The organism is Blastococcus haudaquaticus (assembly GCF_900230285.1).
In the GTDB taxonomy this organism is placed as follows: Bacteria; Actinomycetota; Actinomycetes; order Mycobacteriales; family Geodermatophilaceae; genus Blastococcus_B; species Blastococcus_B haudaquaticus.
This window is the reverse complement of the sequence record NZ_OCNK01000006.1, coordinates 50744-71893: the sequence shown is the minus strand read 5'-3', so window position 1 is coordinate 71893 and position 21150 is coordinate 50744. Positions and strand designations below refer to the sequence as shown.

19 protein-coding genes are annotated in these 21150 nt (G+C 73.0%); 3 read left to right on the top strand and 16 right to left on the bottom strand.

Annotation, left to right across the window (positions count from 1 at the left end; translation table 11 throughout):
* Positions 1-232: 232 nt before the first annotated feature.
* Positions 233-787: a transcriptional regulator BldD gene (bldD, locus tag CRP30_RS19885; protein WP_097185762.1), complete on the top strand. Its 555-nt coding sequence runs from the start codon at positions 233-235 to the stop codon at positions 785-787.
* 58 nt (positions 788-845) lie between these two features.
* On the opposite strand, the gene CRP30_RS19880 is transcribed toward bldD, so the two are convergent.
* The 4 genes from CRP30_RS19880 to CRP30_RS19865 all read right to left on the bottom strand — a co-directional run bounded on the left by CRP30_RS19880 (position 846) and on the right by CRP30_RS19865 (position 5024).
* Positions 846-1385 (bottom strand): methyltransferase domain-containing protein, encoded by a 540-nt coding sequence (locus tag CRP30_RS19880; RefSeq protein WP_097185761.1) that lies wholly within the window; start codon positions 1383-1385, stop codon positions 846-848.
* A gap of 69 nt (positions 1386-1454) precedes the next feature.
* Positions 1455-4010: a hypothetical protein gene (locus CRP30_RS22860; protein ID WP_200814870.1), complete on the bottom strand. Its 2556-nt coding sequence runs from the start codon at positions 4008-4010 to the stop codon at positions 1455-1457.
* Positions 4011-4115: 105 nt separating this feature from the next.
* Positions 4116-4340, bottom strand: a complete 225-nt coding sequence (locus tag CRP30_RS19870) for a hypothetical protein (RefSeq protein WP_097185760.1) — start codon at positions 4338-4340, stop codon at positions 4116-4118.
* Positions 4341-4799: 459 nt separating this feature from the next.
* Positions 4800-5024: a hypothetical protein gene (locus tag CRP30_RS19865; protein ID WP_097185759.1), complete on the bottom strand. Its 225-nt coding sequence runs from the start codon at positions 5022-5024 to the stop codon at positions 4800-4802.
* 912 nt (positions 5025-5936) lie between these two features.
* On the opposite strand from CRP30_RS19865, the gene CRP30_RS19855 reads away from it, so the two are divergent.
* The gene (locus CRP30_RS19855; protein ID WP_143278510.1) at positions 5937-8600 is read left to right on the top strand and encodes a helix-turn-helix transcriptional regulator; all 2664 of its coding nucleotides are present in this window, start codon (positions 5937-5939) and stop codon (positions 8598-8600) included.
* Between the two features lie 292 nt (positions 8601-8892).
* Positions 8893-9072: a hypothetical protein gene (locus CRP30_RS19850; protein WP_143278509.1), complete on the top strand. Its 180-nt coding sequence runs from the start codon at positions 8893-8895 to the stop codon at positions 9070-9072.
* Positions 9073-9090: 18 nt separating this feature from the next.
* Here the strand turns inward: CRP30_RS19850 and nusB are convergent, their stop codons facing one another.
* Genes nusB through alaS form a run of 12 tightly spaced genes read right to left on the bottom strand, consistent with a single transcriptional unit; the run spans position 9091 to position 21132 of the window.
* The gene (gene nusB, locus CRP30_RS19845; protein ID WP_097185755.1) at positions 9091-9498 is read right to left on the bottom strand and encodes a transcription antitermination factor NusB; all 408 of its coding nucleotides are present in this window, start codon (positions 9496-9498) and stop codon (positions 9091-9093) included.
* 17 nt (positions 9499-9515) lie between these two features.
* Positions 9516-10076 carry an elongation factor P gene (efp, locus tag CRP30_RS19840; RefSeq protein ID WP_097185754.1) on the bottom strand — a complete coding sequence of 187 codons (561 nt, stop codon included), beginning with the start codon at positions 10074-10076 and terminating at the stop codon, positions 9516-9518.
* Positions 10076-11188, bottom strand: a complete 1113-nt coding sequence (locus CRP30_RS19835; protein ID WP_097185753.1) for a M24 family metallopeptidase — start codon at positions 11186-11188, stop codon at positions 10076-10078. Before CRP30_RS19835 ends, efp begins: the two co-directional genes overlap by 1 nt.
* A gap of 8 nt (positions 11189-11196) precedes the next feature.
* Positions 11197-11631, bottom strand: coding sequence for a type II 3-dehydroquinate dehydratase (aroQ, locus tag CRP30_RS19830; RefSeq protein ID WP_097185752.1), 435 nt, complete (start codon positions 11629-11631; stop codon positions 11197-11199).
* 40 nt (positions 11632-11671) lie between these two features.
* Positions 11672-12721: a 3-dehydroquinate synthase gene (gene aroB / locus CRP30_RS19825; RefSeq protein ID WP_097185751.1), complete on the bottom strand. Its 1050-nt coding sequence runs from the start codon at positions 12719-12721 to the stop codon at positions 11672-11674.
* Positions 12718-13254: a shikimate kinase gene (locus tag CRP30_RS19820; RefSeq protein ID WP_097185750.1), complete on the bottom strand. Its 537-nt coding sequence runs from the start codon at positions 13252-13254 to the stop codon at positions 12718-12720. Before CRP30_RS19820 ends, aroB begins: the two co-directional genes overlap by 4 nt.
* A complete protein-coding gene (aroC, locus tag CRP30_RS19815) occupies positions 13251-14444 on the bottom strand; it encodes a chorismate synthase (protein ID WP_097185749.1) in 1194 nt (397 codons plus the stop codon). The genes CRP30_RS19820 and aroC overlap by 4 nt, the downstream gene beginning before the upstream one ends.
* Positions 14445-14482: 38 nt before the next feature.
* The gene (locus CRP30_RS19810; RefSeq protein ID WP_097185748.1) at positions 14483-15145 is read right to left on the bottom strand and encodes a prepilin peptidase; all 663 of its coding nucleotides are present in this window, start codon (positions 15143-15145) and stop codon (positions 14483-14485) included.
* Between the two features lie 8 nt (positions 15146-15153).
* The gene (locus tag CRP30_RS19805; RefSeq protein ID WP_097185747.1) at positions 15154-15957 is read right to left on the bottom strand and encodes a shikimate dehydrogenase; all 804 of its coding nucleotides are present in this window, start codon (positions 15955-15957) and stop codon (positions 15154-15156) included.
* Positions 15954-17780 carry an endolytic transglycosylase MltG gene (gene mltG, locus CRP30_RS19800; RefSeq protein ID WP_235003570.1) on the bottom strand — a complete coding sequence of 609 codons (1827 nt, stop codon included), beginning with the start codon at positions 17778-17780 and terminating at the stop codon, positions 15954-15956. The genes CRP30_RS19805 and mltG overlap by 4 nt, the downstream gene beginning before the upstream one ends.
* A complete protein-coding gene (gene ruvX, locus CRP30_RS19795; RefSeq protein ID WP_097185858.1) occupies positions 17777-18448 on the bottom strand; it encodes a Holliday junction resolvase RuvX in 672 nt (223 codons plus the stop codon). Before ruvX ends, mltG begins: the two co-directional genes overlap by 4 nt.
* A gap of 5 nt (positions 18449-18453) precedes the next feature.
* Positions 18454-21132, bottom strand: coding sequence for an alanine--tRNA ligase (gene alaS, locus CRP30_RS19790; RefSeq protein WP_097185746.1), 2679 nt, complete (start codon positions 21130-21132; stop codon positions 18454-18456).
* Between the last annotated feature and the right edge of the window lie 18 nt (positions 21133-21150).

Here is a 21150-nt window from a genome sequence, read left to right as displayed (position 1 = left end):
ACTGGACGGGTCGTTAAAGGAGTTGGTAGGACCGCGGACGACGGTACTGCACGTCCCGGAGCCGCCCTCCGGCGACCGTTCCGTACCAGGTCAGAGCCGGAATGGTTCACGCTGCGTACCGATCACGTCACTGACACACCAGGTGTTTCCCTCCTGTTGCACTGACCGCACGACCAGTACGCTCAGTCACCAACTTGACCTTTCCGAGACGACGGACAGTGAGCAGACAGCGATGAGCACCGACTACTCACGGGCCCTCGGCGCCCGGCTCCGCGCCATCCGCAACCAGCAGGGGCTCTCCCTCCAGGGTGTGGAAGACAAGTCGCACGGCCGCTGGAAGGCAGTCGTCGTCGGTTCCTACGAGCGCGGCGACCGCGCGGTCACCGTGCAGCGGCTGTCCGAGCTGGCCGTCTTCTACGGCGTGCCGGTCTCCGAGCTGCTGCCCGATCCGCGGCCCAGCTCGGCGGTCACGTCGAGCACGAAGATCGTGCTGAACCTCGAGTCGCTCGGCTCCCTGCCGGCCGACGAGGCGGGCCCGCTGGCCCGGTACGCCTCGACCATCCAGGCGCAGCGGCACGACTACAACGGCAAGGTGCTCTCGATCCGTGCCGAGGACCTCAAGTCGCTGGCGATCATCTACGACATGAGCCCCGACGAGCTGACCTCGCGGCTCATCGAGTGGGGGGTGCTGAACCCCGGCATGGAGAGCGTCGTCGGCTTCGGTGGCCCAGACGACGACGACGAGGAGCTCGACCCCAACTGGGAGCGCCGCCGCGCCCCGCGCTGATCCGTCCTGCGCCCGCCTCCGCGAGCCACCGCTCCCCCGCCTCAGCCGCCCCTGACGCTCAGCCACTCCTCCTCGTCAGCGTGCTCGCCGGACGAAGCTCGAGGGCGAGCGACGGCACCGGAGAGGTAGGCGCCCGGTGCACCGTGACCAGACGCATCCCCCGTTCGCCCGCCGCCCGAACCACTGCGTCGGTCACCGACACCTCCGCGCCGCTGGCGAGCAGGCTGTGCGCGATCAGCACCCGACCGTCCGGCTCCAGCACCCGCCGGACCACGTCCCACTCCACGGCCGGCGGCGTCCAGAAGGCCCGCACGTTGACGGCCACGACAGCGCCGAAACGCTGCTGTCCGAGGTCGACCGAAGCGAAATCGCCTTCCACCAACTGCGCGCGCCCGGCCGCCAGGTGCGCGTGGTTCCGGCGCGCGGCCGAGGTGATCATGGTGTGCGAGCGATCCACACCCACGACCCTGCCCGCCGGTGTCCGCTCGGCCAGGAGCCCGACGAGCACTCCGTGTCCGCATCCGACCTCGAGGACGTGCTCCTCGGGGGCCGGCCGCAGGACCTGGGCCACCCAGACCAGGCGTGGGGAGCCTCGCATCGCATCCCCCTCCGGGCGGGGGCGGGTTCACCGCCGGGAAGTGCGGTCAGCTCCGGATCACGCTGTCGGCTAGTCCGTGGCGGCGCCCACCGACGGCGCGGTCGCGGGTAGCTCCGTCTGGCTGCTCCCGGAGCCGGCCGGGAGGTAGAGCAGGCCAACCAGGACCACCACGACGACCGGTATGGCGATGATCCCCCGGACCAGGGGATGCCGACGCTCCGTCGGCGGCAGACGCAGCAGGTCGGCGAGGAGCAGCGCCCCCAGACCCGCCGTGGTCGCGACGAGAACGGGCAGGACACCGTCGCTGCCGGGCAGCATGAGCGCCGCGGGCACGAGCAGGGAGGCCACGAGGAGCGCCGGCACCGGCACCAGCCGCAGGCCTACGGCCGCCAGCACCACGAGGCCGGCGAGACCGAGCACGACCTGCTGCTGCACGTCGGCCAGGCCGGTCGACATCGGCTGGTCGAGGCGACCGGGGACTATCGCCACCGCCAGGCCGATCAGGGCGGCGGTGCCGAGCACGAGTCCGGCCCACGTCGCCCGGGTCGGGGTCACCGCCGTCCCGCGCAGCACCTGGACGAGTCCTACCGCCGCGAGAGCGACGATCAGCATCGGTTCGGTCAGGACGGCCACCCCGAGGCACACCGCACCCAGGACCGTGAGCGACGGGTGCAGCCAGCGATGCTGCCGCCGGCGGTGCCGCCCGTGCCTGCGCCCCTGGGCCAGCACGAGGAGGGCCGTGCCGGCCGCCCCCCATCCCGCTGAGAGACCCGCCGCGGTCAGCACACCGAAGAGGGACACGACCGGTCCCATCACCGCTGCGGCGGCGAGCGTGGCGACGACCGCAGCCGCCGGCCAGCGCCGCTGCCAGGCGATGACCAGCAGCGAGAGGACCATCACCAGGACGGACAGGACAGCCACCTCGCGCGCCGCGGTGAGCGCGTCGGGGTGACGGTCGAAGGCCGCCGTGAGCCACCCCCAGCCGGCGACCTGATCCCGCACTGCGATGTCACCGACCGGCACTGCGGGCGCCGCCTCGCGCCCGACCCGCATGACGGCCGCCGCCGCGTTCGCGACCCGCTCCTCGGCCGTGCCGGCGGGAGCCGACTCGGCGACGAGCGCGACCCGGACCAGCAGCACGACGGCGGACCCCCCGGCCGCGGCCCACGCCAACGACCGGCGCAGACGGGCACCCCTCCCCTCCCGCGGGGCGAACCACGGCCACCGCCGGGCCAGCAGGGGCTGGACCATGCGGTAGGTCAGGGTCGCCATGAGCACGGTGCCGAGCCAGGGAAGGACGAGGAGCACGAACTGCAGGACGCTCAACGACAGGGTCCCGATGTCGCCGTTCTGCATCGCGCCCTCGACCGTCCGCTGGTACTCCAGGACCGCTTGCCAGACGTAGGGGAGGGCGCGCGGCAGAACCAGCAGGAAGACGACGAGGTAGAAAGTCAGCAGCGGCACCGTGAGGGCGACCCACAGCACGATCAGCCGCCGGGACCACGGGCGGAGCTGCCGGACCTTCGGGTCCGTGGGCCGACCGGGGAGCGCGCTGCGGAGCACGGGGCCGACGTAGCCGAACAGCTCGGGGACGCCGGCGATGTCGCCGAGCATGTAGTAGCCGTCCAGCCGGATCGACGGGAGGAACTGTGCGGCCGTCTCGGTGTGCATGGTCAGCAGGGCGACGAGCACCCATGGTTCACCGGTGTGCAGGTACAGGACACCCACGACGGTCATGGAGATGGCGTTGAAGTAGACGCCGCCAAGATCGGTACGCAGCCGACCTGTCCGGTCCAGGCGGTAGGCATCCGTGACGTTGCTGTACAGCGCCGGCCAAACGATGTAGAGCCCGAGCCCCATCTCGCCGGGCCGGGCGCCTCCGTAGCGGCAGGCGGTGACGTGACCGCACTCGTGGAAGACGTTCGCCAGCACCATCAGCCCGAAGAGCACGAGCACCAGCTGCGGATGCCTGATGTAGTCGGTCACACCCGTGAGGAGCGTGGCGAAGAGGCCGTCGACGGAGAGCAGGACGGCCGCATCGACCACGACGAACGCGGTGAGCGCCGCGACCCAGGCCGGCCGGGTGAAGAAACCTTCGAAGACTCCCGCGATGCGCCAGGCGACCGCGGCGGGGATGACGCCGACCCGGTACCGCAGCGCCAATAGGAGATCGGGCATGACCGGAGCCGGCGACGCCGCGGAGGTGTCCTCGGCCGCATCGGCGGCCACGATGCCGACCGGGCGCAACCTCTCGTCGACCAGGTAGCGCACCTGCTCGGGGGTCAGCGGCTCGTCGAGTTCCTCGGCGAACCGGCGACCGAGATCGTCGGCGATCCGGCCGGCGTCCCGCCCGTCCAGCGCCTCGGCGATCCGGTACAGCAGTTCGGGCAGCTGCATGACCTGCCCGTCGGACCGGCGGACCAGGAACTTCCGGGTCTGATAGCCGGAGCCTTGGTACTCACCGAGGAGTTCGACGCCCTCGGTCCGATGCAGCGGGACGGCGAGATCGGCGGCCGCCGCACCCGCGGGCCCGGCTGCTGGTCCGGCGGGGGCGGGCGGGCGCTGCTCCCCTCCCGGTGCTTCGGCCGGGCGCTCCTGGTGAAGCTCCGCGATGGTCGTCGTCATGCCGACTCGTCCTCTCCCGCTGTGCGGGAGGGAGAGGCGGCCGGTGACCAGCCACCTCTCCCTCCCGGAACCGCACCGTCATCGGCGCGGCCGCGTCAGCTGGTGTCAGGCGTTGCCGCCGGCGCCGCCGGACCCGCCGTTGGCGAAGGCCCCGGCGTTCTGGTCGCCGCCGTTCACCAGCGCGAAGTTCACGGCGACGAGGCTGATGGCCGTTCCACCGTTGCCGCCCCGTCCCCCGTTGCCGCCCCGGCGACGGCTCCCACACCCGCAGCCGCTGGCGGTCATCGTGGTGCGCGCCGGCAGGAGCTCGACGGTCTGGTCTGCGAACATGATTCCTCCTCGTAGACGGGGAATGCCCCCGGGAATTGGCAGGAGCCAGCGGAAGAATGCACCGACACAACGGTGGGAATTCCCCCGCTCCCGCCTGGACACCGACTTCAGAACGAACCCGGTAAACAGATCCTGGGTCGCCGGCCATGGGGACAGCAACCGGAAATGGCACGGGGAACGCGCGTGGCGACACGCAATCATCGGACGATCAGTACGCGGCGTCCGGCGCCCCTCACGTAGGACCAGGATTGCGACACGCAATGCGGATTGTCGCGGCCTCCGCACGAACGGTGAAGGGCGGCTCGGGCACGAGGTCCGGGCGTCATACCCCTGTCACCACGGACAGCGGGGGGCGACCGGACGGTCGCCCCCCGCACCCGACCCGTTTCACGGGTCCCGACGTCACCCGGAGCCGGCCAGCGACTCCTCAGCCAGAGCTCCGGCGCCGGCAGCCCTCGGTCAGCCGTTGCCGCCGGCGCCGCCGGCGCCACCGTTGGCGAAGGCCCCGGCGTTCTGGTCACCGAGGTTCACCCCCGCGATGTTCACGGCGAGCACGCTGATGGCCGTTCCGCCGTTGCCGCCCCGTCCCCCGTTGCCGCCCCGGCGACGGCTTCCACACCCGCAGCCGCTGGCGGTCATGGTGGTGCGCGCCGGCAGGAGCTCGACGGTCTGGTCTGCGAACATGATTCCTCCTCGTAGCCGGGGGAATGCCCCCGAGAGAATGGCAAGAGCCAGCAGAAGGATGCACCGACACAACGGTGGGACTCCCCCGCTCCCGCCCGAACACCGAATTCACACCGAATCCGGTGAACAGATAGTGAGTCGCTGGCCATGGGTCGACAACCTGAAATGGCACGGGGAACGCCGGTGGCGACACGCAATGATCGGACCTGCAATACGCGACATCCGGCCGCGGTCACGTAGGACCCGGATTCCGATACGCACTGCGGAAAGTTGCCGCGCACGCACGAATGGTGAAGACAGAACCGCGCCGCACGTGGCGGCGTAACGGCGCCTGGGCCCGAGGCCTGACACGTCGGCCGGCGCAGCGGGTCCGCGCACGCCACCTGTGCCGACGGGTGAGGCGAACTACGGGGCGCCCTGCCCCGTGCCGCCGCCGCGACCAGCGCCACCGCACCCCGTGCCGGGTCGGGCGTCGCGGTGCCCGCCGCTCAATTGGAGGGTGACACTGAGGGCGACCACCCGCACGTCGGACGCTCCGTCCCGGCCCCGGGTCCCGTCCTTGCCGCGCACGAGCTCACCGCCCCGGTGGTCGGCCGCGCCGGTCGTCGACGCGCCGTTCCCGCACCCGTCGCAGCACATGGCCACCTCCATGAACCGGGCAGACCGCTCCCCGCAGGTGATCGCGCTGGCCGCCGACGTCCATGGTGCGCCCCGGCGCGGTCCGGCGACGCCACCCTGCTACGTAGCCGGACCGACGGTCCACGCAGTGCGGACCGTGCGCCCCCGAGTGCGCCGGGTCAAATTTCGGATCTCGTGCGGACGCAACTTGCCCGCACCGTCTCGTAGCAGGAGTCTGGGCCGACGTGGGGGCCCCGCGGCCAAGCAGCGTGGCAACGAGGGAGCGGGTCGGGCATGTCTGAAATTGCAGTCGAGCATCGCTATGCCGCATGTACCGATCCCCTCCCCCATGCCATCCGGCGCTGGCCGTTCGTCGACAGGGATCACAAGCTGGCGACCGTCCTCGCCGAGCTGAGCGACACCGACGTCTCGGCCGTCGTCGTGTCGGGACCGGGCGGTTCGGGTCGCACCCGCCTGGCGCGGGAAGCGGTCGCTGCCTTGGACCAAGGGAACCGGCGCACGGAGTGGGTCACCGGCACACGTGCGGCCTCGGCAATCCCGTTGGAGGCGGTGGCGCACCTCGTTCCGCCGGGGGCAGCCGCGACCGATACGACGGCCATGTGGCAGGCGCTCGCGGCGGCCTTCGACGCAGGACCCGGTCAGCCCCGTCCCCTCATCGTCGTCGACGACGCCCACCTGTTGGACGACGTCTCCGCCGCACTGGTGCACAAACTGGTCCTGACCCGGATGGCCGACGCCGTGGTGACGGTCCTAGGCGGGGCACGCGCGCCCGACCTCGTCAAGGCGCTGTGGCACGACGGACTGGCGGCCCAGGTGGAACTGCGCCCGCTCGCGCTGTCCCACGTGACCGAGCTGCTCACCGCGCGACTGGGTGGCCGCCCGACGTCGCGAACATGTCAGGAACTTCACGAGGCGTCCGCGGGGAACGCCGTCCTCCTCCGTGAGGTCGTCGAGGCCGGGCTGCAGGTGTCGCGGCTGGACCGGTACGACGAGCTGTGGCAGTGGGACGGCGACCCGGTCCTCACCGACCGCCTGTGCGAGGTCGTCCGCACCCTGATGGGCGACATCGGCGACGACGAGCGCGCGACCATGGAGCTGCTGGCCCTCATCGGGGAGCTCGAACTCCCCGACCTGGTCGCGCTGAGCTCGTCCGACGTCGTCGCCGCACTGGAGCGTCGAGGACTCGTGACCGTCCAGACCGACGGCCAGCGACCGGTCGCACGAGTGGCCCGCCCGCTGGACGCCAAGGTCCTGTGCGCCGCGATGCCTCACTCGGCCGCGAGCGACTTCCGCACCAGGCTCGCCAGCACCCAGTGCGTCCGCCGGTGGGCTCGGGAGAACCCCGCTCGCATCGGACCGCTGCTCCTCGAGCTGGGCGTCTCTCCGGCCGACCCGCCCGTGCTGGCCCGGGCAGCCGCCGAGGCGAACGCCCGGTCCGACTCCCGGCTGGCCGAGCGCCTTGCCCGGGCTGCGCTGGAGCACGGGCCGTCGGTGGCGGCGCAGACTGCTCTCGCCGAGGCGCTGCGGTGGCTCGCGGACCCCGAGCAGGCCGAGGCCGTGGCAGGGGGCACGCCGATGCAGCGGCACCTGCCCGAGGGCCGCAGTCTCGCGGTCACCCGCATGTTGAACCTCATGCTCGGGCTCGGTCGTTGGGACGACGCACTGGCCCTGGCCCGTACCGACCGCTCGAGCGGCGGGGCTGACGCCCTGACCGGCGCGGAGTCCCTGCTCCGGATGCTGTCCGGAGATGTCGATCTCTCCGCCGATCCCCGCCCCGACCCACCGGCCACTCACGCTGCCGCGCCGTGGACCTCGCTGGCGTCAACGCTTGGCCTCGGGCTGCTCGGCCGGGCGGACGAGGCAGTGGTGGCGGCGAAGCGCGGGTGGGCAGCCCTGGAAGCCTCGACCTCCGACACCGAGAGCCAGTCGGTCCGGGCCGGCCTCCTCGTTGCCGAGCTCCTCGCCCTCGACCTCGACGGCCGAGTGAATCGCCTCGAGGCCAGGGCGGTCGAGCTCCACGAGCGCACGATGGCTCGCCCGCGGTCCGCGGCGGACGCGGTGGCTGCCCTAGGGCAGGGGCTCGCCGCACTCGCCGCCGGCCGGTTGCAGGACGCAGAGCACTGGCTCGCCGAGGCGGCCTCGGGACTGAGCGCGTGCGACCCCCTCGGAGTCCTCGCCCTGTGCCAGGCGAAGCAGGCCGAGGTCCAGGCGCTACGCGGGGAGAAGTCCTCGGCAGAGGCCATCCTGCTGGGCGTGCCGAGCGACCGTGCAGTGCGCTGCTTCGACGCGGAATTGCTGCTTGCGCAGGCATGGACGGCGGCAACCGCCGGGCGCGAGCGGGAGGCGGGCCGGCTGGCATTGAGTGCCGCTCTCACGGCCGGAGAAGCGGGACAGCTCGCGCTGGAGGGACGCAGCCTGCACACAGCTGCTCGACTCGGCCGCGTCGGCACCGTCGCCGGACGACTCCGCGAGGTCGCCACGGACATCGGAGGGACGTTCGCCGGTCTGCTCGCGGCTCAGGCGGACGCTGCCGTCCGTGGGCTCGGCGAGCAGCTCGACGACGTCGCGGCAGAGTTCCGACTGCGCGGCCTGCGCGTCCTGGCCGCGGACGCCGCGGCGCAGGCCGCAGCAGCGCACCGGGCCGCGGGCCACCGTCGCCGTGCGGCTGCCTCCGGCGCACTGGCGGTCGGCCTCGCACGAGCCGCCGGCGGCCTGACGACGCCCGCCCTCTCGCGACTCAGCCCGTACGCGCTGTCCCGCCGCGAGCAGCAGATCGCCGCGTGGGCCGCTGAGGGCCTCAGCAACCACGCGATCGCGGAGCGGCTCGTTTTGTCCGTCCGCACGGTGGAGACCCACCTGGCGCACGTGTACGACAAGCTCGGCATCAACAGCCGGGCTGCCCTCGAGACGGCGCTCGCCGCGGACGGACCCTGGTGATCCGGTCGTGAACCGGCGCGGTCAGTTCTCCTCGCGGGTCCTGCTCCCAGTGCTGTTGCTCGGCCTGCTGACGGCGTGCTGGAGCCCCTCGGGTTACAGCAGTTCCAGCAGCGCAGCCGGTGCTTCCGGCCAGCCCGGCTCTCCGGGTGCGCCCGGGTCGGCCGGCGCGTCCGGTTCTCCCGGTGCCCCCGGGCAGCCAGGTCAGCCGGGCCGAACCGTCTCCGGCAGCGTGGCCGTGTTGTCCTGCTCCGGGAACTCGTGCTCTGTCACGCTCGGGGGGACCGGCTCGCTCGTGCAGGTCCTCGGGACGACCATCTCGCTCGACCACATCCGCGACGGCCAGGCGACCTTACGGGTGGGACGCGAGACCTTCCCCTGCACCGACGGCGTGACTGTGTCGACCGGGGGACTGCGGCTGCACTGCACGAAGGTCACGACCGACCTGGTGGAGTTCACCGCCACACGCGCCTGACCGGCACCGTGACCCGGGTCAGGCGGTGGGGACCTCTGCGGCCAGGATCGCGCCCAGGACGCCGTTGACGTAGGCCGGTGAGTCGTCGGTGGACAGCGTCTTCGCCAGCTCCACCGCCTCGTCGATGACCACGACGTCCGGGACGTCGTCGGCCCAGAGCAGCTCGAACACCGCCATGCGGAGGATCGCGCGGTCGACGTCGGGCAGCCGGTCGAGCTGCCAGTTGGACGCGTGCGCCTCGATCAGCGCGTCGATGCGACCCGCATGTTCGGCGACGCCCTCGACCAGCCGGATCGTGTGCTCGGGCACCGGCGGGTTCCCCGTCTCGATCCGGTCGCGGAGCATCGCCAGCCGGTCGCTACCGCGGACCTCCGCCTCGTAGAGGACGTCGACGGCGCGCTTGCGCGCCTTGGAGCGGGCGGCCATGTGCGGTTACCCGGACTTCAGTTGACGCGGCCGAGGTACCGGCCGTCGCGGGTGTCGACCTTCAGCTTCTCGCCGGTGGTGATGAAGAGCGGGACCTGGATCTGCGCGCCGGTCTCCAGCGTCGCGGGCTTCGTGCCGCCGGTGGAGCGGTCGCCCTGCAGGCCCGGGTCGGTGTGCTCGACGACGAGCTCCATGGTCACCGGGAGCTCGACGTAGAGCGGGATGCCCTCGTTCACGGCGACGGTGGCCTCGGTGTTCTCCAGGAGGTAGTCCGCACCCTCGCCGACGGTCTCGGCCGGCACGTGGATCTGGTCGAACGTGTCGCCGTCCATGAAGACGAAGTCGTTGCCGTCCTTGTACAGGTAGGTCATCGAACGCTTGTCCACGTTGGCCGTCTCGACCTTGAGGCCGGCGTTGAACGTCTTGTCGACGACCTTGCCCGACAGGACGTTCTTCAGCGTGGTGCGCACGAAGGCCCCACCCTTGCCCGGCTTCACGTGCTGGAAGTCGGTGACGGTCCACAGCTGCCCGTCCAGCTTCAGGACGATGCCGTTCTTGAGATCGTTGGTGGTAGCCATCAGAGGACCAGCAGTTCCTTGCTCGTGAGGGTCAACAACTCGGGCTCGTCGTCCGTGACGACCAGGGTGTCCTCGATCCGGACACCGCCGTGGCCGGGCAGGTAGACGCCCGGCTCCACGGTGACGGCCATGCCGGCGGCCAGAGTACCCGCGCCGAGCGGCCCGATGCCCGGCGCCTCGTGGATCTCCAGCCCCACACCGTGTCCCAGCCCGTGGGAGAAGTGCTCGCCGTGGCCGGCCTCGACGATCACGTCACGGGACGCTGCGTCGACCGCGACCACGTCGGCACCGACCGCCAGGGCCGCCCTCCCGGCCGCCTGGGATGCCGCCACGAGCTCGAAGATCTCCCGCTGCCAGTCGGCCGCGTGCCCCAGGACGACGGTCCGCGTCATGTCCGAGTGGTACCCGTCCACGGTGGCGCCGAAGTCGAGCTTGAGGAAGTCCCCGTCGCGCAGCACGGTGGCGTCGGGACGGTGGTGCGGGATGGCCGAGTTGGCGCCCGCGGCCACGATGGTCTCGAACGACGGCGCCTCGGCACCCAGGAACAGCATCCGGGCGTCGAGCTCGCGGCCGACCTCGAGCTCGGTACGCCCCGGCCGCAGCGCGCCCTCGGCGGCCAGTTCGGCCAGGGCCTGGTCGGCCACCGCGCAGGCCCGGCGCAGCGACTCGATCTCCTCGTCGTCCTTGATCGCCCGCTGGGCCTCGACGGCGCGGCGGACCGAGGCCAGCTCGGGCACCGTGCCGCCGTCGGAGGCGTCGGCCAGCAGCTTCTCCAACTGGGCGAGGCCGTCGACGGTCAGGTCGTGGGACTCGTATCCCAGCCGCCCCGCACCCCGGCGCACCGCCTCGCGGGCGATCCCCGAGACGGTGGCGCGGTCGACCAGGACCTCGACGTCGGGCACCTGTGCTCCCGCCTGCGTGGTGTACCGGCCGTCGGTGCCGAACAGGTCGGCCCCGTCGGCGCGCACGAGCAGCACGCCGTTGGAGCCGGTGAAGCCGGTGAGGTAGCGGACGTTGAGCAGGTTGGTGATCAGGACTGCGTCGAGCCCACGCTCGCCGGCGACCCGCCGCAGCGCGTCCCGACGGTCAGCCGCACGGCTCACTGCATCCATCGTCCGACTCACTGGACGCCCTGCTGCGCCAGCCAGCCGAGCGCCAGGATGTAGCCGCTCACCCCGAGCCCGGCGATGACACCGTCGGCCACCCCGGAGACGTAGGAGTGGTGCCGGAACTCCTCGCGGGCGTGGATGTTGGTGATGTGCACCTCCACCAGCGGGGCGTTCAACGCGGCGAGGGCGTCGCGCAGCGCCACCGAGGTGTGCGACCAGCCGGCGGGGTTGATCAGCACCGGGTCGCCGGCGTCGGACGCCGCATGGATCCAGCGCAGCATCTCGCCCTCGTCGTCGGTCTGGCGGACCCTCACCTCCACGCCCATCTCGCGGCCGGTGGACTCGACGAGCTCGACCAGCTCGGCGTAGGTGGTCGTCCCGTACTTGGCCGGCTCGCGGAGACCGAGCCGCCCGAGGTTCGGGCCGTTGAGGACCTGGATCGTCATGCGGGGATTCCTTGTCTGGGCTGGTGGCGGGGCGGGTGGATCACGCTGCGACGGCATCCCAGGCGGCGTCGAGCCACGCCTGGTCGGGGTCGGTCAGGATCGCGGGGCTGCCCATCCCGTCGAGCACGACGAACCGCAGGGACGCGCCGCGGGCCTTCTTGTCCACCCGCATCACCGATTGGATCGTGGCCCAGTCACCGGCGTACCGGGTGGGCAGGCCCATCGCGTCGACGAGCGCGCGGTGCCGGTCGACCTCCGCCCGGCTCAGCAGGCCCGCCTGGCCGGCGAGCTCCGCGGCGAAGACGAGGCCGACGGCGACCGCCTCGCCGTGCCGCCAGCCGAAGTCCTCCACCCGCTCGATCGCATGACCCAGCGTGTGGCCGTAGTTGAGGAACTCCCGCCGGCCGGTGTCGTAGAGGTCCTCCCCCACCGCCTCGGCCTTGACCCGCACCGCGCGTTCGATCAGCTCCGCCGTGTCGCGACGGCCGGCCGGGTCCCGGTCGAGCAGGTCGAGGATGGCGCCGTCGGCGATGAAGCCGCATTTGACCACCTCGGCCAGCCCCGACCGGAACTCCGCGTCCGGGAGGCCGGCGAGGACGTCGGTGTCGGCGAGCACGGCCGTCGGCGGGTGGAACGCGCCGACCAGGTTCTTGCCCGCGCGGGTGTTGATCCCCGTCTTGCCGCCGACGGCGGCGTCGACCATGCCGAGGAGGCTCGTGGGGACCTGCACCACGCGTACGCCCCGCGTCCAGGTGGCCGCCGCGAAGCCGGCCAGGTCGGTGACCGCTCCCCCGCCGAGGCCGACGACCGCGTCGGAGCGGGTCATGCCCAGACGGCCGAACTGCTCCCAGAGCCCGGCGGCCACCTCGGCCGTCTTCGCCGCCTCGCCGTCGGGCACGACGACGGCCTCCGCCGCCACGCCCGCGGTCTGCAGCGTCTCCACCGCGGCGCCGGCGAGGGCCGCCAGCGGCGGGGTGTGCACGACCGCGGCCTTCGCCGTCCCGGCCAGGACGAGGCCCAGTTCGCTCTGGGCACCGGCCCCGATGACGACGTCGTAGGGCTTCTCCCCCGGGACCGTGACCCGCCTCATCGACCGGTCCCGGCGGGGGACAGCCCGGCGACGATCTCGGCGACGACGTCCTCGGGCACGCGGCCTCCGGTCTGCACGGTCAGCGTCGCCACCTCGCCGTAGAGCGGGGCGCGCGTCTCGAGCATGTGCCGCAGCATCGCCCGTGGGTTCACCCCGAGGATGGGCCGGTCCCGGGAGAGCCCCACGCGCTTGGCCGCCGACGGCAGGTCGACGTCCAGCCACACCACGGTCCCGCCGTCCCGCCCGTACGAGACGAGGAGCTCGCGCGTGGCCGCGCTGGTGACCGCTCCCCCACCGAGGGCGAGCACGCCGTCGTGCTGCGCCAGCCCGGCGGCGACCGCCTCCTCCTCCAGCGCCCGGAAGTACGGCTCGCCCTGGCTGACGAACAGGTCCGCGACGGGGGAACCGGTCGCGGACTCGATGTCGTGGTCGGTGTCCCGGAAGCCGGTGCCGAGCGCGTCGGCCAGCGCCGTGCCGACGGTCGTCTTCCCGGACGCGGGTGGCCCGACCAGCACGAGCAGCGGGCGGCTCATCGGATCGGCAGGGCGTCGAGGTAGGTCTGCACGTTGCGGCGGGTCTCGGCGACCGAGTCGCCGCCGAACTTCTCCAGGACGGCGTCGGCCAGCACCAGGGCCACCATCGCCTCCATCACCACGCTGCCCCGGGGGACGGCGCAGGCGTCGCTGCGCTGGTTGATGGCCACGGCCGGCTCCAGCGTGGTCGTGTCGACCGTGGCCAGGGCGCGCGGGACGGTCGAGATGGGCTTCATGGCGGCGCGCACGCGCAGTGCCTCGCCGTTGGTCATGCCGCCCTCGATGCCGCCGGCGCGGTCGGTGAGCCGCTGCACGCTCGCCTTCCCCTCGACCGAGTCCGCCAGCTCGATCTCGTCGTGGGCCACCGAGCCGCGGCGCCGGGCGGTCTCCAGCCCGTCGCCGACCTCGACCGCCTTGACCGACTGCACGCCCATGAGCGCGCCGGCCAGCCGCGAGTCGAGCCGGCGGTCCCAGTGCACGTGGCTGCCCAGGCCCGGCGGCAGTCCGTGGACGACCACCTCGACCACGCCGCCGAGGGTGTCGCCGTTCTTCCGGACGTCGTCGATCTCGGCGACCATGCGCGCGCTGGTCGCCGGGTCGGCGCAGCGGACCGGGTCCTCGTCGATGCGCGCGTTGTCGTGCGGGCCGGGCAGCACGCCGTCGGGCACGACCACCGGGCCGATGGCCACCACGTGGCTGACCACGTCGACGTCGAGGACCTGACGCAGGAACGCCTGGGCGATCGCGCCGAGCGCCACCCGGGCCGCGGTCTCCCGCGCGCTGGCCCGCTCGAGCACCGGCCGGGCGTCGTCGAACCCGTACTTCTGCATGCCGGCCAGGTCGGCGTGCCCCGGTCGCGGCCGGGTCAGGGGCGCGTTGCGGGCCTGACCGGCCAGCACCTCCGGGTCGACCGGGTCGGCGGCCATGACCGTCGACCACTTGGGCCACTCCGTGTTGCCGACCTGGACGGCGATCGGGCCGCCCTGCGTCCGGCCGTGGCGGACCCCACCGGTGAGGGTGACCTCGTCCTGCTCGAAGGACATCCGGGCGCCACGGCCGTGGCCCAGCCGGCGGCGGGCGAGCTGCAGGTCCAGGTCGGTGGTCTGCACCTGCACGCCGGCGGGCAGGCCCTCCAGGATCGCGGTGAGCTGCTGACCGTGCGATTCACCTGCGGTCAGCCAGCGCAACATGGCCGCGATTCTGCCAGTCGGCGGGTGCCCGCCCTCGATCAGGTGAGGGAGACCGACCCCAGGGCGAGCACCAGCACGGCACCGGCCAGCAGCGGCGGGCCGAACGGGATGGCGGTCCGCCAGCCCGCCCGCCGGGTGGCCAGCAGGACCAGCGACACGAGGGCACCGGTCAGCAGGCCGAGGAACACGCCGGTCAGGAGGACACCCCAGCCGAACCAGCCGAGCACCAGGCCGAGCAGTCCCAGGAGCTTGACGTCCCCGAACCCGAACCCGTCCGGGGACAGCAGCGCCGCGACGACCCCGACGCCGAACGCCGCGCCCGCGGCGGCCAGCGCACGCAGGACGGGGGTCCACGTGCCCAGCACGGCGGCGTCGACGACGAACGCCGCGGCGCAGACGGCGACGGCGGGGTAGGTGACCGCGTCGGGCAACCGGTGGCTGAGCAGGTCCACCGCGCCCAGGACGACCGCGGCCCCGGCCGCCCAGGCGAGGGCCACCGTCGCCGGCCGGTCACCGGTCAGCAGGACGCTCCCGGCCAGCAGCACGGCGAGCACCGCCGTCATGACGCCGGTGCGGACGGCGGACGGGACGGCGGCGTCGTCCCGGGCCGCCAGCCGCACCGCGACCCGGGCGAGCCAGGGCCCGGCGAGCAGCGCCGCCAGGAGCGCGACGCCGAGCAGCAGCAGCCGGGAGACCTCCACGGCCGCGGTCAGCGGCCGACGACGGCCGCGTCGAGCGCGGTGCGCATGGCCCCGATCGGCGCAGGCTGCCCCGTCATGAGCTCCACCTGCGCCGTGGCCTGCCAGAACAGCACGTCCAACCCGCCGGCGACGGTGCCGCCCAGCGCGGTGACCCGGTCGGAGAGCGCGGTCGGCCACGGGTCGTAGAGGACGTCGAGGAGCGTGTGCTCGGCCCGCCACGGCAGGTCGAGGATCCCCGCCTGGGCACCGACGGGCACGGTGCTGACGATCAGCGGTGCGTCGAGGACGCCGCCATCGAGCGGCACCACCGTCGACGGCACCCCGAGGGTCCGGAGGACCCGGGTCACGTCGCCGGTGCGCAACGGGTCCCGGACGACGACGTCGACGTGCTCCGCGCCCAGGGAGGCGACGGCGACCGCGGCGGCGACCGCCGTCCCGCCGGCACCGATGATCGCCGCCGATCCGACCTGCTCCACCCCGGCCAGCTGCAGCGCCATGCCGATCCCGGCGACGTCGGTGTTCTCCGCCCGCCAGCCCGCCTCGGTGCGCACCAGGGTGTTCGCGGCGTGCAGCAACCGGGGCAGCGGCTCCACCACGTCGGCGACGTCCACGGCCGCCTGCTTGCAGGGCATGGTCACCGAGAAACCCCGCCACTCCTCACCGAGACCGGCGAGCAGCACGGGCAGGTCCTCGGCGCCGACGTCCAGCGCGTCGTAGGTCCAGTCGGTGAGGCCCAGGGCCTCGTACGCCGCCCGGTGGAGGACCGGGGACAGCGAGTGGCCCACCGGCCGTCCGAGGACCGCCGCCCTCATCCCTCGGGATTCGCGCGCAGCCACTGCCGGAAGATCTCCACGTTCGCGTCGTGCTCGTCCTTGGTGGCCGCGAAGCGGGTGTCGCCGGTGTCCGGGTCGACGACGACGAAGAAGCGCCAGTCACCCGGGGTCGGGTTGAGCACCGCACGCATCGCGTCCTCGCCGGGATTGTTGATGGCGCCCGGCGGCAGGCCCGGGTACAGGTAGGTGTTGTACGGCGACGGGTTGGCCCGGTCGTCGACCGTGGTGGTCAGACCGCCCTTGCCGTTGGCGTAGTTGACCGTGGTGTCCAGCTGCAGCGCCATTCCGTCGGCCAGCCGGTTCTCCAGGACGCGGGCGACCTTGCCCATGTCCTCGACCGATCCCGCCTCCGCCTGGACCATGCTCGCCTTGGTGACCACCGCGAGGCGGTCGGCCTCGGGGATGCCCAGCGAGGTGAGGACCTCGGTCCCCCGCGCGACCATCTGCCGCAGCAGGTCGGCCGGCGCGGTGTCGGGCTCGACGTCGTAGGTCGCCGGGAACAGGAAGCCCTCGAGCTGGCCGTTGGCGTAGGCGGGCAGTCCGAGCGCGGCCGGGTCGGCCGCGGCGGCCTGGAACTCCTCGACGGGGCGCCCGGTCTCCTCGGCGATCCGGACGAGCGTCCGCTCGACCGTCAGTCCCTCCGGCAGCGTCACCCGCGTCATCAGCCGGGAGACGGGGTCCAGCAGCAGGTCCAGCGCCGCCTGACCGCTCATCTGCGACCGCATGTTGTAGACGCCCGGCTGGATGCCCACGGACGCGGCGTTGGCCTCGGCGGCCTCGACGAACGGGCTCACGGAGGCGATCACGTCGGCGTCGACCAGGGAGCGGCCGATGTCGCTGAGCGTGTCGCCGTCCTGGACCCGGATCGGCACCTCTCCGGTGCCCTGCCCGGTGTAGTCCTGCGCCGTGGGATCGATGAGCTCGATCAGCTTCTGGCCGCCCAGCACGATGCCGACGACCAGGCCGGCGAGCACGAGCAGGGACGCGATCACGGCGAACGGGCTGCGACGCCGACGGGCTCGGCCGGTCCGCTTGTCGTAGGGCTTCAGCGGGATGTCCTCGCCGAACGCCTCGTCGTGGAGCAGGGTGCCCGCGTGCCGGTCGGACCCGTCGTGCCGGTGGCCCCGCGCCGAGCCGTCGCGGCGTCCGCGGCGCCCGCGACGGGGCGCCTCCTCCTCCACGTGGGCGCCGATGACCTCCAGGCCACCGGTCTGGTCGTCCCAGCCGGGCCCGTCGGGGTCGAGGACGTGCGCGTCGGTGGCGTCCTCGTCGGAGGAACGGTGCCCGCCCATGGGGTCAGGAGCCTGCCCGTGCCGGCCGCGCCTGTCGAGGGGGGCGCCGGGCATCAGGGGCTGGGCGACGGTCTGGGCCTCGTCACCCGGCGCGTCCTGCCGGGGCTGCAACCGGTCCCACACGCCCGGGGGCCGGGGCGGGAGCGGAGCGGAGGGATGAGCGGAGGGCAGGTCGTCCGCACCCGGACCCCATCCGCCGGCGTCCGGCTCGTCGCTGCTGTGCCGGGCGCTCAGGGGATGGCCGGGGTGGTCGCTGGAACCGTAGGACCACCACTCCGGCTCGACCAGCGGGCCGGTGTGGTCGGCCCCGTGGTCGGTCCGGCGGTCCAGCAGGCCGTGGTTCCGGCGAGCGGGGCTCCCGGTCTCGCGGCCGACCGGCGGCAGGCCGCCCGTCACGTAGGGCTGGACCTGGTACCGGGACGGCTCGTACCGCGGCACACCGAAGCCGAGATCGCCCGGGGGCGGGAACGAGCCCTCCGGAGTGGAGTGCCGCCCGCCGACGTCGCTCACGTTCGGGGCCGCCGGCTGTCGAGGAACTGTTGCAGGATCACCACGGCGGCTGCCTGGTCGATCACCGGGCGCTGCTTGCGGCTGTCGATGCCGCTGTCGCGCAGATGACTGGCTGCGGTCACGGTGGAGAGCCTTTCGTCGATCAGGATCACCGGCACATCCGGAATGCGGTCGGCTAGTTCCTGAGCGTAATCGGCAGCATCCTGCGCGGAAGCGCCCGACGCACCCGACAGGTGCACCGGCTCCCCCACCACCACCTCCGTCACCTCGTGTTCCACGACGAGCGCGGCGAGGCGGTCCAGATCGGCCTTGCTCTTCGCCCGGCGGAGCGTGTCGAGCGGGCTGGCGAGCGTCCCGGTGGGGTCGGAGAGGGCCAGGCCGACGCGCACCGTACCGACGTCGACGCCCATCACCCGCCCGGCCGACGGCTGCGCCGAGGAGCGCCGCGGCGGCACCTTGAGGTGCTCGGGCCAGCCACCGCTGAGGTCGATCTCGCTGGTCTCGTTGGTGACCGGCGGAAAGCCGCGGCTGAGATCCAGCTCGGTCGTCGGGTGGTGCTGCGGCTGCGACGACGTCGTACGGGGCCGCGCCGGCGGCACGGCCGGCAGCTCGCGCCGCCGTCCGCCGACCGGTCCGGTGTCCTCGGGGTTGTACTCGCTGTCCGACACGTCGGTCACCTTCCCGTGGCGGTCACGACCGCCTGCTCGCCGGCCTGCAGTGCCGCGGGGATACCCGCGGGATCGGTGCCGCCGCCCTGGGCGACGTCCGCCTTGCCTCCGCCGCGGCCACCCACGGGCGCCGCAGCGGCCCGCAGCACGTCGTTGGCCGACAGCCCTCGCTCGAGGGCCGCCGGGTTGAGCGCGGCCACCAGTGCCACCTTGCCACCGGATTCCGACGCGAGCAGGACGACCGACGGCCTGTCGCCCGGCAACCTGCCGCGGATGTCCAGCGCCAGCGTGCGCAGATCGCCGCCGCCGAGACCGGCCGGCGATCCGGTGACCAGCGAGACGCCACCCACGTCGGTGGCGGCGGCCGCCAGCTGACCGGCGGCGGCCACCGACTGCTGCGACCGCAGGTCGGCGAGCTCCTTGTCGGCGTCCCGCAGCCGGGCGACCATACCGCTGACCCGCTCCACCAGCCCGTCCTGCGGGGACTTCAGCAGCTCGGCCAGCTGGCGGACGAGGTCGCGCTCGCGGGCGAGGTAGCGGAAGCCCTCGAGACCCACGACGGCCTCCACGCGCCGGGCTCCCGAGCCGACCGACGACTCACCGGTCAGGGCGAGCGTGCCGATCTGCGCGCTCCCCCGCACGTGGGTGCCACCGCACAGCTCACGCGACCAGGGGCCGCCGATCTCCACGACGCGGACCTGCTCGCCGTAGGTCTCGCCGAACAGCGCGATCGCGCCGAAGGCCTGCGCCTCGGGCAGCGTCATGTAGGACGCCGTGACGCGGTGGTCGGCGCGGACCGCCGCATTGGCGACGTCCTCGATGTCGGTGCGCTGAGCGGGTGAGAGCGCGCCCTGCCAGGCGAAGTCCAGCCGCAGGTAGCCCGGGCGGTTGTAGGAGCCCGACTGGAGGGCCTGCGGGCCGAGCACCTGCCGCAGGGCGGCGTGGACCACGTGGGTCCCGGAGTGCGCCTGGCAGGCGGACAGCCGCCACTCGTAGTCGACCTCGGCGGTCAGCTCGACGCCGTCGCGCAGCTCGCCCTCGAGCACCCGGACCTGGTGGGCCACCAGGCCCTTGACCGGCCGCTGGACGTCGATGACCTCGGCGCGGCCGCCGTCCCAGGTGAGGACGCCGGCGTCGGCGACCTGGCCGCCGGACTCGGCGTAGAACGGCGTCCGGTCCAGGACGACGCGGACGATCTCCCCCGGCCCTGCGACCGGCGCGCCCTCCTCCTCGGCGACGACGGCGAGGACCCGGGAGTCGGTCCGCAGGGTGTCGTACGCCTGCCAGTCCGTCGGACCGTGCTCGGCGAGCAGCCGCCGGTAGGCCAGCACGTCGACGGAGCCGGTGCGCTTGGCACGGGCATCGGCCCGGGCCCGCTCGCGCTGCTCCTTCATAAGTGCGCGGAAGCCCTCCTCGTCGACGGTCACGCCCTGCTCGGCGGCCATCTCGAGGGTGACGTCGATCGGGAAGCCGTAGGTGTCGTGCAGCGAGAACGCCTGGTCGCCCGAGAGCGCCGGCGTCCCGGCCGCCTTGGCCTGCGTGACGGCGGTGTCGAACAGCGTCGTCCCGGCGGAGAGGGTGCGGCGGAACGCCTCCTCCTCGGCGTAGGCGACGGCGGAGATCCGGTCGAAGTCGGTGGCCAGCTCCGGATAGCTCGCGCTCATCGCGTCACGGGAGACGGGCAGGAGCTCCGGCAGCGTCGCCTCGTCGATGCCGAGCAGCTTCATCGAGCGGACGGCGCGGCGGAGCAGCCGGCGGAGGATGTAGCCGCCGCCCTCGTTGCCCGGCGTGACGCCGTCGCCGATGAGCATCAGCCCGCTGCGCACGTGGTCGGCGACCACGCGCAGCCGGACGTCGGACTCGTGGTCGCGGCCGTAGGTGACCCCGGCCAGCTCCGCCGCGCGGCGCAGCACCGGCGAGACCTCGTCGATCTCGTACATGTTCTCGACGCCCTGCAGCAGGTAGGCCACGCGCTCGAGGCCCATGCCGGTGTCGATGTTCTTCTTCGGCAGCTCGCCGAGGACCCGGAACTCCTCCTTGCTGCGGACCTCGTCGAGCTCGTACTGCATGAAGACGAGGTTCCAGATCTCCAGGAACCGGTCGCCCGCCAGGTCCACGGCCGGGCCGCCGTCGGGGCCGAACTGCGCGCCGCGGTCGACGTAGATCTCCGAGCAGGGGCCGCCGGGGCCGGGGGCGCCGGTGTGCCAGTAGTTGTCCTTCTTGCCCAGGCGCTGGATCCGCTCCTTGGGCAGTCCGGCGATGCGGTGCCACGCGTCGGCGCCCTCGTCGTCGTCCAGGTAGACCGTGGCCCAGATGGTGTCGGGGTCGAAGCCCAGCCCGCCGTCCTCGATCTTCCCGGTGATCAGCTCCCAGGCGTACTGGATCGCCCCCTCCTTGAAGTAGTCACCGAAGGAGAAGTTGCCGTTCATCTGGAAGAACGTGCCGTGCCGGGTGGTCTTGCCCACCTCCTCGATGTCGAGGGTGCGGACGCACTTCTGCACGCTGGTGGCTCGCGGGAACGGCGCGGGCTCCCGGCCGGTCAGGTACGGGATGAACGGCACCATGCCGGCCACGGTGAACAGCAGCGAGGGGTCCGGCGAGATCAGCGAGGCGCTGGGGACGACGGTGTGGTCGCGCTGGGCGAAGTGCTCGAGGAAGCGGCGGCGGATCTCGGCGGTCTGCATCAGGGTCCTACTCGGTTC

Bases quoted from the DNA above. Each gene is read 5' to 3' on its own strand.
- bldD (WP_097185762.1), top strand. From the start codon at position 233: ATGAGCACCGACTACTCACGGGCCCTCGGCGCCCGGCTCCGCGCCATC.
- CRP30_RS19880 (WP_097185761.1), bottom strand. From the start codon at position 1,385: ATGCGAGGCTCCCCACGCCTGGTCTGGGTGGCCCAGGTCCTGCGGCCG.
- CRP30_RS22860 (WP_200814870.1), bottom strand. From the start codon at position 4,010: ATGACGACGACCATCGCGGAGCTTCACCAGGAGCGCCCGGCCGAAGCA.
- CRP30_RS19870 (WP_097185760.1), bottom strand. From the start codon at position 4,340: ATGTTCGCAGACCAGACCGTCGAGCTCCTGCCGGCGCGCACCACGATG.
- CRP30_RS19865 (WP_097185759.1), bottom strand. From the start codon at position 5,024: ATGTTCGCAGACCAGACCGTCGAGCTCCTGCCGGCGCGCACCACCATG.
- CRP30_RS19855 (WP_143278510.1), top strand. From the start codon at position 5,937: ATGTCTGAAATTGCAGTCGAGCATCGCTATGCCGCATGTACCGATCCC.
- nusB (WP_097185755.1), bottom strand. From the start codon at position 9,498: ATGGCCGCCCGCTCCAAGGCGCGCAAGCGCGCCGTCGACGTCCTCTAC.
- efp (WP_097185754.1), bottom strand. From the start codon at position 10,076: ATGGCTACCACCAACGATCTCAAGAACGGCATCGTCCTGAAGCTGGAC.
- CRP30_RS19835 (WP_097185753.1), bottom strand. From the start codon at position 11,188: ATGGATGCAGTGAGCCGTGCGGCTGACCGTCGGGACGCGCTGCGGCGG.
- aroQ (WP_097185752.1), bottom strand. From the start codon at position 11,631: ATGACGATCCAGGTCCTCAACGGCCCGAACCTCGGGCGGCTCGGTCTC.
- aroB (WP_097185751.1), bottom strand. From the start codon at position 12,721: ATGAGGCGGGTCACGGTCCCGGGGGAGAAGCCCTACGACGTCGTCATC.
- CRP30_RS19820 (WP_097185750.1), bottom strand. From the start codon at position 13,254: ATGAGCCGCCCGCTGCTCGTGCTGGTCGGGCCACCCGCGTCCGGGAAG.
- aroC (WP_097185749.1), bottom strand. From the start codon at position 14,444: ATGTTGCGCTGGCTGACCGCAGGTGAATCGCACGGTCAGCAGCTCACC.
- CRP30_RS19805 (WP_097185747.1), bottom strand. From the start codon at position 15,957: ATGAGGGCGGCGGTCCTCGGACGGCCGGTGGGCCACTCGCTGTCCCCG.
- alaS (WP_097185746.1), bottom strand. From the start codon at position 21,132: ATGCAGACCGCCGAGATCCGCCGCCGCTTCCTCGAGCACTTCGCCCAG.